Source organism: Clostridium sp. OS1-26 (assembly GCF_030915445.1).
Taxonomy (GTDB): domain Bacteria; phylum Bacillota; class Clostridia; order Clostridiales; family Clostridiaceae; genus Clostridium_AM.
On sequence record NZ_CP133264.1, the window covers coordinates 1716603 to 1734422 of the forward strand.

The 17820-nt window shown below is 34.3% G+C and carries 11 protein-coding genes; 10 read left to right on the top strand and 1 reads right to left on the bottom strand.

Going from position 1 to position 17820, the window contains the following annotated elements:
• Nucleotides 1–24 precede the first annotated feature (24 nt).
• From grdB to gpmI, 10 genes are all read left to right on the top strand, one after another.
• Nucleotides 25–1332, top strand: coding sequence for a glycine reductase complex selenoprotein B (gene grdB, locus RCG18_RS08630; RefSeq protein WP_308040901.1), 1308 nt, complete (start codon nucleotides 25–27; stop codon nucleotides 1330–1332).
• 174 nt (nucleotides 1333–1506) lie between these two features.
• A complete protein-coding gene (gene grdC / locus RCG18_RS08635; RefSeq protein ID WP_308040902.1) occupies nucleotides 1507–3039 on the top strand; it encodes a glycine/sarcosine/betaine reductase complex component C subunit beta in 1533 nt (510 codons plus the stop codon).
• 47 nt (nucleotides 3040–3086) lie between these two features.
• Nucleotides 3087–4238: a glycine/sarcosine/betaine reductase complex component C subunit alpha gene (grdD, locus tag RCG18_RS08640; protein ID WP_308040903.1), complete on the top strand. Its 1152-nt coding sequence runs from the start codon at nucleotides 3087–3089 to the stop codon at nucleotides 4236–4238.
• 419 nt (nucleotides 4239–4657) lie between these two features.
• Nucleotides 4658–5764, top strand: coding sequence for a BMP family ABC transporter substrate-binding protein (locus tag RCG18_RS08645; protein ID WP_308040904.1), 1107 nt, complete (start codon nucleotides 4658–4660; stop codon nucleotides 5762–5764).
• A 264-nt stretch (nucleotides 5765–6028) separates the two neighbouring features.
• Nucleotides 6029–7390, top strand: a complete 1362-nt coding sequence (gene rpoN / locus RCG18_RS08650; RefSeq protein WP_308041985.1) for an RNA polymerase factor sigma-54 — start codon at nucleotides 6029–6031, stop codon at nucleotides 7388–7390.
• Between the two features lie 137 nt (nucleotides 7391–7527).
• Nucleotides 7528–8553, top strand: a complete 1026-nt coding sequence (locus RCG18_RS08655; RefSeq protein ID WP_308040905.1) for a sugar-binding domain-containing protein — start codon at nucleotides 7528–7530, stop codon at nucleotides 8551–8553.
• Between the two features lie 51 nt (nucleotides 8554–8604).
• Nucleotides 8605–9603, top strand: coding sequence for a type I glyceraldehyde-3-phosphate dehydrogenase (gene gap / locus RCG18_RS08660; RefSeq protein WP_308040906.1), 999 nt, complete (start codon nucleotides 8605–8607; stop codon nucleotides 9601–9603).
• A gap of 233 nt (nucleotides 9604–9836) precedes the next feature.
• Nucleotides 9837–11030 carry a phosphoglycerate kinase gene (gene pgk / locus RCG18_RS08665; RefSeq protein ID WP_308040907.1) on the top strand — a complete coding sequence of 398 codons (1194 nt, stop codon included), beginning with the start codon at nucleotides 9837–9839 and terminating at the stop codon, nucleotides 11028–11030.
• A 50-nt stretch (nucleotides 11031–11080) separates the two neighbouring features.
• Complete coding sequence (gene tpiA / locus RCG18_RS08670) at nucleotides 11081–11827, top strand: triose-phosphate isomerase (protein WP_308040908.1); 747 nt, start codon at nucleotides 11081–11083, stop codon at nucleotides 11825–11827.
• A gap of 314 nt (nucleotides 11828–12141) precedes the next feature.
• Nucleotides 12142–13671: a 2,3-bisphosphoglycerate-independent phosphoglycerate mutase gene (gene gpmI / locus RCG18_RS08675; RefSeq protein WP_308040909.1), complete on the top strand. Its 1530-nt coding sequence runs from the start codon at nucleotides 12142–12144 to the stop codon at nucleotides 13669–13671.
• Between the two features lie 538 nt (nucleotides 13672–14209).
• Here gpmI and RCG18_RS08680 read toward each other — a convergent pair.
• Nucleotides 14210–17818 carry an FAD-dependent oxidoreductase gene (locus RCG18_RS08680; RefSeq protein WP_308040910.1) on the bottom strand — a complete coding sequence of 1203 codons (3609 nt, stop codon included), beginning with the start codon at nucleotides 17816–17818 and terminating at the stop codon, nucleotides 14210–14212.
• Between the last annotated feature and the right edge of the window lie 2 nt (nucleotides 17819–17820).

Below are 17820 nucleotides of genomic sequence, written 5' to 3' on the forward strand. Positions count from 1 at the left end.
CCTAGGAAAAGGGGGAATTCTGAAATGATTAAAGTTGTTCATTATATAAACCAATTCTACGCTGGTATAGGCGGAGAAGAAAAAGCTGATATAAAACCAGAAGTTAGAGAAGGATTTGTTGGTCCTGGTATGGGATTAAACGGATTATTAAAAAATGGTGGTGCTGAAATAGTTGCTACAGTTATTTGTGGAGATTCCTACTTCAATGAGAATCTTGAAGAAGCAAAAGCTGAAGTTATTGAAATGGTGAAAAAATATAGCCCAGACTTATTTATAGCAGGACCTGCTTTCAACGCTGGAAGATATGGTGTAGCTTGCGGAACTATAGCAAAAGAAGTTGAAGAAAAGTTAGGAATACCTGTACTTTCAGCTATGTATATTGAAAACCCAGGTGCAGACCTATTCAAAAAACATATCTATGTTGTAGAAACTAAAAACAGTGCAGTAGGTATGAAAGATGCTCTTCCAAAGATTGCATCCTTAGCATTAAAGCTTGCTAAAAAAGAAGAAATAGGATCACCTGCAGAAGAGTCATACATCGAAAGAGGTATAAGAAAGAACTACTTTGCAACTGAAAGAGGTTCAAAAAGAGCTGTTGATATGCTTGTTAAAAAGATTAAGGGTGAAGAATTCGTTACAGAGTTTAAAATGCCTGTATTCGATAGAGTAGATCCAAATCCAGCAGTAAAAAATATATCAAAAGCTAAGATAGCATTAGTTACATCAGGTGGTATAGTTCCAAAAGGGAACCCAGACCACATTGAATCATCCAATGCTTCTAAGTTCGGAAAATATGATATAGAAGGCGTAATGGATTTAACAGCAGAAACTTATGAAACAGCACACGGTGGATATGACCCAACATATGCTAACACAGATTCAGATAGAGTACTTCCAGTTGATGTATTAAGACAAATGGAGAAGGAAGGAAAAATTGGATCACTTCATAGATATTTCTATACAACAGTTGGTAACGGAACAGCAGTTGCTTCCTCAAAGAAATTTGGTGAGCAAATTGTTAAAGAGTTAATTGCAGATGGAGTAGATGCAGTTATACTAACTTCCACCTGAGGAACTTGTACACGTTGCGGTGCAACACTTGTAAAAGAAATTGAACGTGGAGGTCTTCCAGTAGTTCATATGTGTACAGTAGTTCCAATATCATTAACAGTTGGTGCTAACAGAATAGTACCTACAATAGCAATACCTCATCCACTTGGAAATCCATCATTAGAAGCTAAGGATGAGTACGAATTAAGATATCACTTAGTAGAAAAAGCATTAGGCGCTCTTTCAACTGAAGTAGAGGGACAAAAAGTATTTGAAGAATAATTAATAGTAAGGGAATTGAAAATTGAAAATTATTTAATTTTCAATTCCCTGTTTTTGTAAATTTTTCGCTAAATATAGTAAGAGATACATATAAATTGAGAACTGAGAATTGAGATATTGAAGGTTCTCAATTCCTAATTCTCAATTCTCAATTAGATTAAGGGAGGTTTTACAATGAGTTTTCCAGTAATAAAAAAGGCTTCTTATATTTTAGTTAATGCACCTGATATGGTAATACATAATGGTACTACTCAAACTTTAGAAAGAGAAACAAATCCAGATTCAGCTTACTTAAAGGAATTAAAAAATCACTTAAGACCTTTTGATGAAGTTGTAGCTTACGCACCAAATCAAACTTATATAGGTAATATGACTCCAGATGAATTAGGAGAATTACCAAGGCCATGGTTTAATTCAAAGGTTGAAGGTGCTAATAGATTTGGTAATTTCGGAGAAATAATGCCACAAGATGAGTTTTATGGCTTATTAAAGATTTCAGATGTATTTGATTTAGTTATTCTTGAAAAGGATTTTACTGCATTAGTAAAAGAAAAGCTTAGCAGCCATCCTCTTTTAAAAGAAAAAGTAGAGGCGTTAAAAGAAGGAGAAGAGTTATCTGTAATCCAAAATTTAGTAGAAAATGGAGTAGCAGAAGGACTATATGAAGATGGAAAATTAGTTGGATGTATTAAAAGAGCACATGAATTTGACTTAAACTTATCATCACACATAATGGTAGAAAATCTTGTTGTTAAGGCATCAGGAGTTTTAGCACTAATGCACTTAATAAAGAGCTCAGGAATAGATGTAAATGAAGTTGACTATTTAATAGAGTGTTCAGAAGAAGCTATAGGCGATATGAATCAAAGAGGCGGCGGAAATACTGCTAAAGCTTGTGGAGAGGTAGCAGGTATTAAAGGTGCTACTGGAATGGACGTAAGGGGCTTCTGCGCAGGTCCAACTCACGCACTAGTTACAGCATCTGCTCTTGTTAAATCAGGAATACATAGAAATGTAATAGTATTTGCAGGTGGAAGTACTGCGAAGCTAGGCATGAATGGAAGAGACCATGTTAAGAAGGGATTGCCAGCTTTAGAAGACTGTGTAGGAGGTTTTGCTATACTAGTATCAGAAAATGATGGAGTAAGTCCAGTACTAAGAACTGATATAATAGGAAGACACACAATAGGACATGGAGCAGCACCACAAGCAGTTATAGAAGCTTTAGTACTAGAGCCTCTAACTAAAAATGGAATGAAAATTACTGATGTAGACAAATATGCACCAGAAATGCAGACACCAGACATTACTGAACCAGCAGGAGCTGGAGATGTTCCAACTCAAAACTACAAAATGATAGGTGCATTAGCTGTTAAGAGCGGACAATTAGATAGAAAAGAATTACCTAACTTTGTAAAAGATCATGGATATCCAGGATTTGCACCAACACAAGGACATATACCATCAGGAGTTCCAATAGTAGGCCATGGAATAGAGAATATAATGAATGGAAAATTAAATAACTTCATGGTAGTTGGTAAAGGAAGTCTTTTCCTAGGAAGAATGACAAATTTATTTGATGGTATCTCTATACTAGTTGAGAAAAACACTGGTGCAGGTGAAGAATCACTAGGTGTTTCAAAGGACGAAATAAAGAATATGATAGCTGAAGGAATGAAGAAATTCGCTGAAGAGCTTTTAAAATAATAAAGATTGAAGAATCTCTATTAAGTAAAAAAGGAGGGTGATTTTACGTGGATGCAACTAAAAAAATAGTAGCGGAAGTTTTTAATGAAATATCAGAAGGCATAAAAAGCGGAAGCTTCGGAAAAAAAGTTAGAATAGGTCTCACTACCTTTGGCTCTGAGCACGGCGTTGAAGAAATGGTAAAAGCAGCTGAAATGGCTAAAGGTAAATATGGTGATTTTGATATAGTTTTAATAGGGCCAAAAGTTGAAGGTGACTTTGAAATTGTGGAAGTGAAAGATGCAGAAGAAGGACACAAGAAAATGGTAGAGCTTTTGGAGAAAAAAGAGCTTGATGGATGTGTAACTCAGCATTTTGATTTCCCAATCGGTGTATCAACTGTTGGAAGGATAGTAACACCAGGTAAGGGAAAAGAATTAATTATTGCTACTACAACAGGAACTACATCTACTAACAGAGTAGAAGGTATGATTAAAAATGCTATATCTGGTATCTCTGTAGCTAAAGCAGTAGGAATAAAAAATCCAACAGTAGGTATCCTAAATCTTGATGGAGCTAGAGGAGTAGAGCGTGCACTAAAAGATTTACAAGCTAATGGATATGACTTTAGATTTGCTGATTCATTAAGAGCTGATGGCGGCGCTGTAATGAGAGGAAATGACATTCTAGCAGGTACTCCAGATGTAATGGTGTGTGATTCATTAACTGGAAATCTATTAATTAAAATATTTGCATCCTTCACAACTGGTGGAGACTACGAAACAGTTGGTTATGGATATGGGCCAGGTGTTGGAGAAGACTATGATAAGCTAGTTAACATAGTATCCCGTGCTTCAGGAGCTCCATTAATATGTGAGGCTTTAAGATATTGTTCACTATGTGCTAAAAATGATGTATTATCAAAAGCTAAGAGTGAATTCGGAAAAGCAAGAGAAGCTGGCTTAAATGATATAATAGGAAAATTGTTAGCTAAAGAAAAGCCAGTAGCAGAGGAAGAAGTAAAAATGCCTCCAAAGAAAGTAGTTACCTTCTCAATACCAGGAATTGATATATTAGAGCTTGAAAATGCTTGCAAAGCATTATGGAAAGAAGGCATTTATTCAGAAAGCGGTATGGGTTGTACTGGACCTATTGTACTTGTACCAGATGATGAAGGAGAAAAAGCAATAGAGGTGCTTGTAAAAGCAGGATACAAATAATAAAGGGGGATATATTCTCCCTTTTATTTTCAATTTGTAAAATAAAAAAATTAGTTTTCTGATGTAAGAAAGAAAACTCACCTTCACTGACAATTAATTAATGGAATAAATATCCTGTTTAATATATGAAATTAATCATAAAATAATAAAAGCATCATAATATAAACCATATGACTAAACATTTTTACTAAAATAATTGAGAATTAGATGTAGTAGAAAAAATTGTTTACATCAATTCTCAATTGTCGGACTTTTATATTTTATAATAAGACTTTTAACATACTTAAAAGTTCAAATCAATAAGTATTTGCAAAATTTTATTGAACTTCCAGGAGGAAAATTAATCCTGTTGTAGAATATTTTATTACAATATAAAAAATTCTAGCAATAAAATTAACTTTTTTAGGAGGGAATTATTAATGAATAAGAAGAGAGTGGTAGCTATCCTTGCTACTGCGATAATGACAGTATCATTATTTGCTGGCTGCGGACAAAAACAACAAAACCAACCAGCAGGGGAAGGCACTAAGCAGGGAGCTAAGGTTAAAATAGGCCTTTCAACAGATGAAGGTGGATTAAATGATAAGTCATTTAATCAATCAGCAGACACTGGGATAAAGAGAGCTGTAAAAGAGTTTGGAGTTGATTATAAGCCAGTAGAATCAGCTAAAAAAGAAGATTATGAATCAAATCTGGACGCATTAGTTAATGCTGGATCAAACTTAACCTTTGGAATTGGATTCCAAATGGAGCAGGCTATGAAAAATATAGCTGGAAAATACAAAGATAAGAATTTTGCTATAATAGATACAGTTGTTGATGCACCAAATGTTGAATCAATAACTTTCAAAGAGCAAGAAGGTTCATTCTTAATGGGAGTTATAGCTGGTAAAATGACTAAAACTAACAAAGTTGGTTTCATAGGCGGTAAGGACTTTGCAACAATAAATAAATTTGAAGTAGGTTTTGCTGCAGGTGTAAAAGCTGTAAATCCAGAAGCAGCTAAAGGATTAATAAGCTCAGATGGTAAGAGCCCAGGAACAATGGTTAAATATGCTGATAGCTTTGGTGACACAAACAAGGGCTATGAATTAGCTAAATCATTATATGGTGCTGGCTGTGATGTTATTTATCATGCAGCAGGCGGAGTTGGTATAGGAATGTTCAAAGCTACTAAGGAAATTAAAGATTCAGGAAAGCAAGTTTGGGCTATAGGTGTTGATATGGACCAGGCGGTTACAGTTCCTGAATATGCAAGCATAATTCTTTCAAGTATGGTTAAAAAGGTTGACGTAGCTACATATAGTGCAGTAAAAGATGTAGTTAACGGAAAGTTCCAAGGTGGAAAACATATAGAGTATGGATTAAAAGAGGATGGCGTAGGTATAGCTGGAACATCAGATAAGAATACTCCAAAAGATGTTTTAGATTTAGTTAACAAATATACAGAAGCTATAAAAGCTGGTAAATTTGTTGTACCTGCCACAAGAGAAGAAGCAGTTAAGTTTGCTGCTCCATCTATATAAATAATATAGCATTTAAAGCTAGGTGCATAATGCCTAGCTTTTTTGATGTTAATTTGCAAAATTATTATTAGTTAAAAGTTAAGTAAGTTTTTCTGACGATAGGAAGAAAATTATCCCAAACTCTTAATCTTTAACTCTTAACTTAAGAAAAATGCTCTGCATTTTTTTCTATTTTGTGAATTTTAAATTTATATAAAATACCTTTTCATGGTATAATAAAATAAGTAAATTTAAATGGTACAAAAGCGGGGTGAAAAAATGAATATGGATTTTGGCCTGAGTTTAACTCAAGAACAGAAATTAGTAATGACTCAAGAGATGCAGTTATCGGTTAAAATTCTTCAGATGTCAAGCTTTGAATTGCAAGAGCATGTAGAAAAGGAATTACAAGAAAATCCCGTACTTGATGCTAAAAGTATTGATGCAAACAATGAAGAAAAAAATAAAGTAGACTATAAAGAATTAATTAAGTACTTTGAATTTGATAACTACAGCCATCATAGCTATGAAAAAAATGAAGAAGATGATGTTTCTCCTTTTAACTTTATTTCTGAAAAAAAATCATTAAAAGAGTATTTAAAAGAACAAATAAGAGACCTAAATGAAAAAGGATATATAAAAGCTATATGCTTATATATCATTGAAAATTTGGATGAAAGAGGATACCTAGCAGTAAAAGATAAAGATATAAGTGATGAGTTAAAAATATCACTAGAGCTTACTGAACATTGTATACAAATAATACAATCTCTTGAGCCAGACGGAATAGGAGCAAGAGATTTAAAGGAATGTCTAAAAATACAGATATACAAGAAAGCTTTGGAAGATGATAATATATTTACTATAATAGATAAATATTTAGAAGCACTAGCTGATAATAAATACACTTTCATTGCAAAGGAATTAAATATAGATGTTAAACAAGCACAGGAATACGGGGATATGATAAAATCTCTTTATCCTAAACCATCAAGAGGTTTTTATACTGGAGAAGAGGTCAAATATATAACTCCAGATGCATATATAAAGAAAATAGATGATGAGTATTATATAATAATGAATGATGATATCCTTCCTAAACTAAGCATTAATGAAATTTATAAGGAAATAATAAGAAATGAAGATGATAAAAATGCTGTAGATTATGTTAAAGAAAAACTAAATAGTGCTTTATTTTTAATCAAAAGCATACAGCATAGAAAAAGCACTATATATAGAGTTCTGGAGAATATTTTAGAATTACAAAGGGATTACTTTGACTACGGTGAAGAATATTTAAAACCTATGACACTTAGGGAAGTAGCAGAAAGCTTGGAGATGCATGAGTCAACTATAAGTAGAGCTATTAGAGATAAATACATATATACAAGCAGAGGCACAGTAAAGATAAAAGACCTATTTACTACTGCTATATCATCTGCGGGAGCTGGAGAAGATGTTTCTGTAAGAATAATTAAAAAGGCTATAAAAGATTTAATAGATAAAGAAGACAAACAGAAACCTCTTTCAGATCAGGTTATATGTGATTTACTTAATAAAGAAGGCATGAATATTTCAAGAAGAACTGTAGCAAAATATAGAGAGGAACTGGGGATAAAGTCATCTAAGGGAAGAAAACGATTTTAGTCTCCTTCCCTTATTGTTCACAATTTATTCATATTTTTTTTGAAAATACTATTTAAAAAAATATATATTTGTCTTATAATATAAGTGGGACATAAAAGTTAGTAGTGGGACTATAAACGTCCAAAGAGGTGTTTTGTTTGGAAGAAGTTTTAAAATTACAACAGAAAATAGTTCCTGAAATAGTGGAATTATTTGAGAAAAGGTATAATATATTAAGAACTATATACTATAATCAACCAATAGGAAGAAGAGTACTTGCTAATAATTTAGGAATTGGTGAGAGAATAGTAAGAACAGAAATAAACTTTTTAAAGAGTCAAAACTTTATAGAGATAAGTACTCCAGGTATGACAATAACAGATGAGGGAGAAGAGATAATCGATAAGCTTAAAGATTTTATCCATCATCTAAGAGGTTTATCAGAAATAGAAAAATTCTTAAAAGAGAGTTTAAAACTGAGAAATGTAATAATTGTTCCTGGAGATTTAAATGAAGACAGCACAGTTATTAACGAGTTAGGTAGAGCTGCATCAAATTATTTAAAAAGTGTAGTGAAAGACAACAGTATTATTGCTATAACAGGAGGTTCCACCGTAAAAGAAGTTATTGACAATATGCCAAAAGTAGCAGGATTAAAAAATATACTAGTAGTACCTGCCAGAGGTGGAATGGGGAAAAATGTAGAAACTCAAGCAAATACCCTAGCTGCTAAACTTGCAAATAAGGTAGAAGGAAACTACAAATTACTGCATGTTCCAGATAACTTAAGTGACAAGGCTATGAGCACCATAATAAAAGAAACAGATATCCAAGATATATTAAGCAACATATATAATGCAAATATATTAATTTATGGCGTAGGAAGAGCTGAGTTAATGGCTGAGCGAAGAGGACTTTCAGAAGAAGAAATAGATGAGCTAAAGGATAAAGGTGCTGTTGGAGAAGCCTTCGGGTATTATTTCAACAAAGAAGGAAAAATAGTTCATTCTACACCAAGTATAGGAATAAGAAATGAAGAGATTGGAAAAATAGAAACATTGATAGCTGTAGCAGGAGGAAAAAGTAAAGCAAAGGCAATTATTGCTACACAATTAAACAATCCTAATGGAGTGTTAATTACAGATGAAGGCGCAGCTAGAGAACTAATAAATCTTTTCAAGTAGACAGTAAATTTAAAATCTATATATATAAATATATTTTTAGGAGGAATTACAATGGTTAAAGTAGCTATTAATGGTTTTGGAAGAATAGGAAGATTGGCATTAAGACTAATGATCAACAACCCAGAATTTGAAGTTGTTGCAATAAATGACTTAACAGATGCTAAAACATTAGCACATTTATTCAAATATGATTCAGCTCAAGGAAGATTTGATGGAGAAATCAAAGTTGAAGAAGGAGCTTTCGTAGTTAACGGAAAAGAAATAAAAGTAACTGCTGAAAGAAATCCAGCAAACTTACCATGGGGACAATTAGGAGTAGATGTAGTATTAGAATGTACTGGTTTCTTCACCTCAAAGGAAAAAGCAGAAGCTCATATACAAGCTGGTGCAAAGAAGGTTGTTATATCAGCACCTGCAACAGGAGATTTAAAGACAGTTGTATTTAACGTAAACCAAAATGTATTAGATGGAACAGAAACAGTTATATCTGGCGCATCATGTACAACAAACTGTTTAGCTCCAATGGCTAAAGTATTACAAGATAAATTTGGTTTAACAAAAGGATTTATGACTACAATCCATGCTTACACTAATGATCAAAACACTTTAGACGCTCCACACGGAAAAGGTGACTTAAGAAGAGCAAGAGCAGCTGCTGCAAACATCGTTCCAAACTCAACTGGTGCTGCTAAGGCTATTGGTTTAGTTATACCTGAATTAAAAGGCAAATTAGACGGAGGAGCTCAAAGAGTTCCAGTTATAACTGGTTCATTAACTGAATTAGTTTGTACTTTAGAAAAGAAAGTAACAGCTGATGAAATAAACGAAGCAATGAAAGCTGCTGCTAATGAGTCATTCGGATACACTGAAGAACCATTAGTATCTTCAGATATAATCGGAATCAGCTTTGGTTCATTATTCGATGGTACTCAAACTAAGGTTATGGAAGTAAATGGTGAGCAATTAGTTAAAGTTGCTTCATGGTATGACAATGAAATGTCATATACTTCACAATTAATCAGAACTTTAAAATATTTTGTTACTAAATAGTTAAAGTCTTAAAACGTAAATGTATCATATAGGTCTGGTTTTGTAGTTTTGGCTATAAGGCCAGACCTTTTCAAATAACTTGATTCCTGTTAATAATATTGTGATAAAAATATGGAAAATACTAAGTAATGGTATATAATATAGAATTGAGAGATGTGGGTTGTTTTTGTTCCAGTGTTAAAAAAGCAAGCTGCACTCCAAGTTTTCTAATTTAAAAAAGAGGGGTGTTTTTAATGGCTTTTAATAAAAAGACAATAGAAGATGTAGAAGTAAGAGGAAAAAGAGTTTTAGTAAGATGTGATTTTAACGTTCCACTAGCAGAAGGAAGAATAACTGATGAAAATAGATTAGTTGGAGCTATGCCAACTATAAAATACTTAATAGAAAATGGAGCAAAAGTTATACTTTGCTCACACCTTGGAAAAGCTAAAGGACCAGATGCAACAAAGACTTTAGCTCCAGTTGCTAAAAGACTATCAGAAATGTTAGGAAAAGAAGTAGTTTTTGCTGCTGATGACATTGTTGTTGGGGAAAATGCTAAAGCTGCTGTAGCTAATATGAAAGACGGAGATGTAGTTCTTCTTGAAAACACAAGATTCAGACCAGAAGAAGGAAAGAACGAAGAGTCATTCTCAAAAGACCTAGCTTCACTTGCTGATGTATTTGTAAATGATGCATTCGGAACAGCTCACAGAGCTCACTGCTCAACTGTTGGAGTTACTCAGTTCGTACCAGTGTCAGTATGTGGATACTTAATCCAAAAAGAATTAAAGTTCTTAGGAGAAGCTGTTGAAAGTCCAGTAAGACCATTCGTTGCAATACTTGGAGGAGCTAAAGTATCAGACAAAATCAATGTTATAAACAACTTACTAGAAAAAGTGGATACTTTAATAATCGGTGGAGGAATGGCTTATACATTCTTAAAAGCACAAGGATTCTCAATAGGAACATCACTTCTTGAAGCTGATAAAGTTGACTACGCAAAAGAAATGATGGATAAAGCAGAAGCTAAGGGAGTTAAATTATTACTTCCAGTAGATAACGTAGTTGGAGATAAATTCTCAGCAGATGCAACTCCAATTGTAACTGAAGATCAAAACATTCCAGAAGGACACATGGGTCTTGATATCGGACCAAAGACTGCTGAACTTTATGCTAATGCTGTTAAAGAAGCCAAAACAGTTATTTGGAACGGACCAATGGGAGTATTCGAATTCGAAAACTTTGCAAAAGGTACTATTGCAGTAGCAAAAGCTATGGCTGATTCAGATGCTACAACTGTTATCGGCGGAGGAGATAGCGCGGCTGCTGTTAACATATTAGGATTCGGAGATAAGATGACTCACATATCAACTGGTGGTGGAGCATCACTTGAGTTCTTAGAAGGAAAAGCATTACCAGGTATAGAAGCATTAAACAATAAGTAATAAGATTATTAAGTGTTTAAAATAAAATAAGAGAATCGAGGTAGTGAAAAGTGAGAAAAGCAATAATAGCTGGAAACTGGAAAATGAATAATACTATAGAAGAGGGATTAAAGTTAGTAGAAGAATTAAAGGCTCTTGCAAAGGATGCAGCATGTGATGTTGTTGTTTGTCCTCCATTTGTAGCTTTAGATGCGGTGTTAAAAGTTGTTAAAGGAACAAATATAAAAGTTGGAGCTCAAAATATGCACTTTGAAGAAAAAGGAGCATATACTGGAGAGGTTGCACCAGCGATGCTTGCAGCTATGGGCGTTGAATATGTAATAATTGGACATAGTGAAAGAAGACAATACTTTAACGAAACTGACGAAACTGTAAATAATAAGACTAAAAAGGCTTTTGAGCACAACTTAACTCCAATAGTTTGCTGTGGAGAAAGTTTAGAAGAAAGAGAAGCAAATATAACTGAAGAAGTTTTAGGAAGACAAATAAAATTAGATTTAGCAGGATTAACAAATGAGCAAGTTGAAAAGTTAGTTGTAGCTTATGAGCCAATTTGGGCCATAGGAACTGGCAAAACAGCCACTGATGAGCAAGCTAATGAAACAATAGCTTATATTAGAAACGTAATAGCTGGAATGTATGGAAAAGAAACTGCTGAAAAAACAAGAATTCAATATGGTGGTTCTGTAAAACCAAGCACAATAAAGGCTCAAATGGCACAATCAGATATAGATGGTGCATTAGTTGGAGGAGCTAGTCTAAAAGCAGAAGATTTTGCTGCAATAGTAAACTATTAATTTAGGTATGGGAGCTAGGCTGAAAGTTGACTTATGCTTCGGTCTATGTTTCCAAGCTTCAGTACGTTAAAAACTTTTAGTCAGTCTAAAGCTTGTGTTTTAGACGACCTAAGACTTAGATAAACTCGCTATGCTCAAACAGTATCTAAGTTCTAAGGTTGTCTTAAAACCCTTCGCTAAGACTGACAAAAAGTTTTTAAATCTACCTTCAGCTTTGGAAACATAGCCCTTCGCATAAGTTAACTTTCTAGTTAGTTTTCCTATATAGATAAATAAGAATATCTATAGAACCTAAAAACTTTTGGAGGGTAAAAATGAGTAAAAAACCAGTAATGCTAATGGTACTTGATGGATTCGGACTTTCAGATAGAGAAGATGGAAATGCAATTAGAGCAGCGCACAAGCCTAATTATGATAGATATTGGAATAACTATCCTCATACTCAAATAAAAGCAAGTGGATTAAGTGTTGGACTTCCAGAAGGGCAAATGGGAAACTCAGAAGTTGGACATCTAAATATTGGTGCTGGAAGAATAGTGTATCAAGCCCTTACAAGAATAACAAAATCCATTACTGACGGCGACTTTTTTGAAAATGAGGCACTAAATAATGCTGTAAACAATGCACTACAGAATAGCTCAGCTCTTCACTTAATGGGACTTCTATCAGATGGAGGGGTTCATTCACATATAGACCATTTAAAAGGACTTCTAAGATTAGCTAAACAAAAAGGCTTAAGTAAAGTATATCTTCATGCCTTTACAGATGGAAGAGATGTTCCGCCTTCATCAGCAATACAGTTTATTGAAGAGATTGAAAACTTCATGAGAGAGCTAGGGGTCGGAGAAATAGCAACTGTATCAGGAAGATACTATGCTATGGATAGAGATAAGAGATGGGAAAGAGTAAACTTGGCTTATAATGCTATGGTACTTGGAAAAGGTGAGGAATCACTAAGTGCAGTAGAAGCCATAAAAAAATCATACAATGACAATAAAACAGATGAGTTTGTAATTCCGACAGTAATAGTTAAGGAAGAAAGACCAACAGCTACGATAAGTAATAAAGACTCAGTAATATTCTTTAATTTCAGACCGGACAGAGCAAGAGAAATAACAAGGGCGATAAATGACAAAGTATTCGATGGATTTTCAAGAGAACCATTAAACCTTGTATTTGTAACAATGACAGAGTATGATGCTACACTTGAAAATGTGCAAATAGCATTTGGAGCTGAAAGTTACACAAATACTCTTGGCGAATATGTAAGCAAACTAGGTAAAAATCAACTAAGAATAGCTGAAACTGAAAAATATGCTCATGTAACCTTTTTCTTTAATGGAGGAGTAGAGGAGCCTAATGCAAATGAAGACAGAGCTTTAATACCTTCACCAAAGGTTGCAACCTATGACCTTCAACCAGAAATGAGTGCATATAAGGTTACAGAAGAGCTTATAAATAGAATAGACGAAGAGAAATATGATTTAATCATATTAAACTATGCAAATCCAGATATGGTTGGACATACAGGCGTATTTGAAGCTGCCAAAAAAGCAATAGAAGTTGTGGATGAATGTTTAGGCAGAGTTGTTGATAAAGTATTAGGGAAGAATGGAGCAGTATTTATAACCGCAGACCACGGAAATGCAGAGCAGATGATAGATTACTCAACAGGAGCGCCAATGACAGCGCATACAACAGACGATGTTCCATTTATATATGTAGCTGAAAATGCTAGTGAGTTAAGAGAAGGTGGAGTACTAGCAGATATAGCACCAACTATGCTTCAAGTTATGGGACTTGAAAAACCTCAAGAAATGACTGGAAGCAGCCTTATAAAATAAAACGTAGGGGTATTCAACCTAGGTGTTTGACTCATCAGCGGTATTCATAGGGGTACCTCTTCTGTACTGTTAATAATTTTAGTTATCTCTAAGGCTCACCGCTAAGAACCTTAACAATCTTAAATAAACTCGCTAAGCTCAAACAGTATTTAAGATTGTAAATGTTCTAAAGCAGTTTCGCCAAGAGCTAACATAAAACCATTAAATGTACTGCCAGATGTACTCCTATGAATACCTATGATCAAGTCAATTATTAAGGTTGTTTATCTATATAGAGAAACTAACCAGAAAGTTAATTTATATAAAGGGATATGTTTCTAAAGCTGAAGGTAGATTTAAAAACTTTGTGTCAGTCTTAGCGAAGGGTTTTAAGACAACCTTAGAAATTAGATAGTGTTTGAGCATGGCGAGTTTATCTAAGTCTTAGGTCGTCTAAAACACGAGCCTTAGACTGGCTAAAAGTTTTTAACGGACTGAAGATTTGGAAACATAGCCCGGGGTATAAATAACTTTCGGTCTAGTGCCCCTATATAATTTACTATCTATTTAATCCCGTTTCCTTTAAGTAGGAATCAAATCTCATTTGAATGGAATCATAAACTTTTTTATCTTTAAACATTTTGTCACTATAAGGTAAAGATAAAACAGCTTTTCTAGATTCCTTATTAAATCCATCTGTACAAAGAACCTGTGAACCATAGGTATTTGTTCTGCTGTTTGGTACGTAGATATCATCAGTTGTTGCATCTGATTCATATAATCCGCTGTATGCTTCTATCTCAGAGGATAACATTTCTACTACCTGCTGTAAGTTTATAATGTTTATATCTAAGTGTTGAGCAATCTTTGACAAGTTATTAAATAATGTATTAACATTTGCAACACGTACTGCTGGAGTAATTTTTTGTACTTTTCTATCTGATCTAGTCAACGTACCTTCAGATTCAGCAAAGCTTCCAATTGGAACAACAACATTTGAAATTAATGCTGTGTCAGTCATAAAGGTATCAAGAGTAGCTAAGAACTCAAGATTATTTAAAATTTCAGCTGTATCTTTATCATCACCTACAGGGTCTTCTCCAATGATAACAGCTGCTTTAACTTTTCCTTCTTTTATTTGTTCAAGTATCTCCATACCCTTCGCTTTTATACCAATGTCTATAAAGCCTTGAGCATTACTGCTGGAGCGTACAATTATAATTCCACTATGTGGTTTTCCTATTTTGCCTGTTACTATTGCAGCGTCTGAAAGTAATTTGCAAGTATCTTCAGTTGCTATATCGTCGTCAATGACGATTATTGATTTTTTAGCTTCTCCATACATCTTAGCAAGATTAGAGGCATCAGTACAATCCTTAGCATCTTTTACATAGTTCTTTAGGCTATCCAGATTTTCAGCTTTGTTTGAAACTTCACCTTCATTTACATATCCACCATCAAATAATGCTTTAATAAAGGACTTTAGGAATTCTATATTGTTATAAGGGTTAAATGAAATATTTGCATAATCCTCCATTCTTGTTTTGCTGCTGCTTACAGATACTAGTTTAGCTTTTTCTCTAGCAGCATACTTCATTTTTACTGCCATAACAGGGTGATTCTCATCTACATTTCCTATTGAAACTATTAAATCGGTGCTGTATAACTCACCATAACTATTTGTAGAAGCATTATACCCAAGAACACTTTCCATTCCTGAAGCCTCGCTGGCAGTTATTGAGCCTATAAGACTTGTATTTAGTCTATCTGCAATCTTTTTAATAATAAATGCCTCTTCATTAGTAAATCTTGGCGAAGCAAGAATAGCCACACTGTTATCACCATATTGACCTTTTACTAGCTGAAGATTTTTAGAGATAAGAGTTAGAGCTTCTTCTAAATCAACCTCAATACTTTCTCCCTTTCTTCTTACAACAGATGTTTTAATTCTATTTTCATCATTGATGAAGTTTATGCCAAATCTACCTTTAATACATAGTAGGCCTTCATCCTTGCTTCTATTTGGAATAGATTTGTACACAAGGTTTCCTTTGGATTGAAGTACTAAATTGCATCCTACACCGCAGTAGTTACATACGGAATTTATGTTGTCAAAATCTACAGGAACCTGTTTTTTAACAGCTTCTTTTTCTATGCATGCTCCAGTTGGGCAGACGTCTACACACTGACCGCAGGATATACATGAGCTCTCTTGAAGAGGCAAGTTAAACTCAGGAATTACCTTGGAGTCAAATCCTCTTTTTTCAAGTCCTATAGCTGTAATTCCTATAAATTCCTCGCAAGCTCTAACACACTGACCGCACAGTATACACTTATCCGCATTTCTTGTTATGAAAGGATGATTTTGTTCTTCTTGTCTCTTATGTTTTTCTCCACATATTTTTTCAGTGTCTATATTATACCTTCCAATATATTTTATAAGCCTACATTCAAAATAATCATGACATCCACACTCAAGACATCTTGAAGCCTCTCTTAAAGCTGCTTCCCTAGTAAAGGTTTCAGAGATTGGGCTAAAGCTGAGTTTTCTTTTTTCTGCAGGGACTACTACTTGAGGCTCTCTATTTTGTTTTTCTACATGTTCAAAGTCCTTTTTACATAAATCATTTTGAACTATATAGTTTGGATTAGCAACTGGAATTATAATACCATTTAAATAGCTATGGATAACTTTTGCAGCATTTTTCCCTTGAGCTATTGCCTCTATAGCTATCTTAGGTCCAGTTGAAGCTTCGCCTCCTGCAAATACGCCCTCAATGTTTGTTTCAAAGGTATTTTCATTAACTGCAATAGTGCCTTTTCTTGTTGTTGTAAGTTCTTTGACACAATCTGCATTTACTCTCTGCCCAATTGCTGATACGATAAGATCTGCTTCAAAGGTAATTTCTTCACCATCTATAGGTTCTGGTTTTCTTCTCCCAGATGCATCTGCTTCTCCAAGCTTCATTTTTTGACACCTTATAGTAGTAGCTCTTGTGCCATCACCTGTGATTTCTACAGGTGCTACAAGGAAATTAAATTCTACGCCTTCTTCTTCTGCTTCCTCTATTTCAATTCTTTCTGCAGGCATTTCGTCTCTGGTCCTTCTATATAGAAGTTTAACGCTTTCTGCTCCAAGTCTTACAGCAGTTCTGGCAACGTCCATAGCAGTGTTTCCACCGCCAATAACTATAACCTTGTTACCCATATATATTGGCTCTGATTGTGTAGCCATTCTTAAGAAGTCTATACCTCCAAGAACACCTTCCATATCTTGGCCTTTACATCCAATGTCTGAACTTGCCCAAGCGCCTATTGCTACGAAGACAGCATCATATGTTTTTTGAAGATATGGTAGACTTATATCTGCACCAAGTTTAACGTTACATTTAATCTCTACGTCCATTTTTCTTAAGGTATCTATTTCAGCATCTAATATTTCCTTAGGAAGACGATATTGTGGTATACCGTACCTGAGCATTCCGCCAGGTTTAGGCATACTTTCATAGATTACAACTTCATGACCTTCCATTGCAAGGAAGTATGCACAAGATATACCTGCTGGACCAGCACCAATTACTGCAATCTTTTTATTAGTTTCATCTTTAACATCTGGCACAAATGTACCATTACTTATATCTACATCTCCAAGGAATCTTTTAAGTTCAGCAATTGCTATCGGATCATCAGAATTTTGACGTCTGCAAGCTGTTTCACATGGATGAGGGCAAACTCTTCCTATACTTGCTGGTAGTGCTACAACATCTTTAACAAGCTTTATTGCTTCTTCATATTGTCCGTTAGCAATTAAACCAACATATCCTTGACAATCTGTATGTGCAGGACATGCATTTACGCATGGAGGTCTACAATCTCCTCTATGATCTGATGCTAAAAGCTCAAAAGCAGCTTTTCTTGCAGATATAGTTCTTGCTGTATCTGTTTTTACTACCATACCATCTGATGCTATTGTTGAACATGCTCTTTGAAGCTTTGGATTTCCTTCTATTTCAACAACACATACGCCGCATGCACCATAGGGTTTCATTCTGCTGTCATAACAAAGATTCGGAATGTCTATTCCATTATCAAGCGCTATTTTTAATATTGTAGTTCCTTCTTGTGCAGCCAACTCTCTATTATTTATATTCACTCTAATTGTTCCCATAT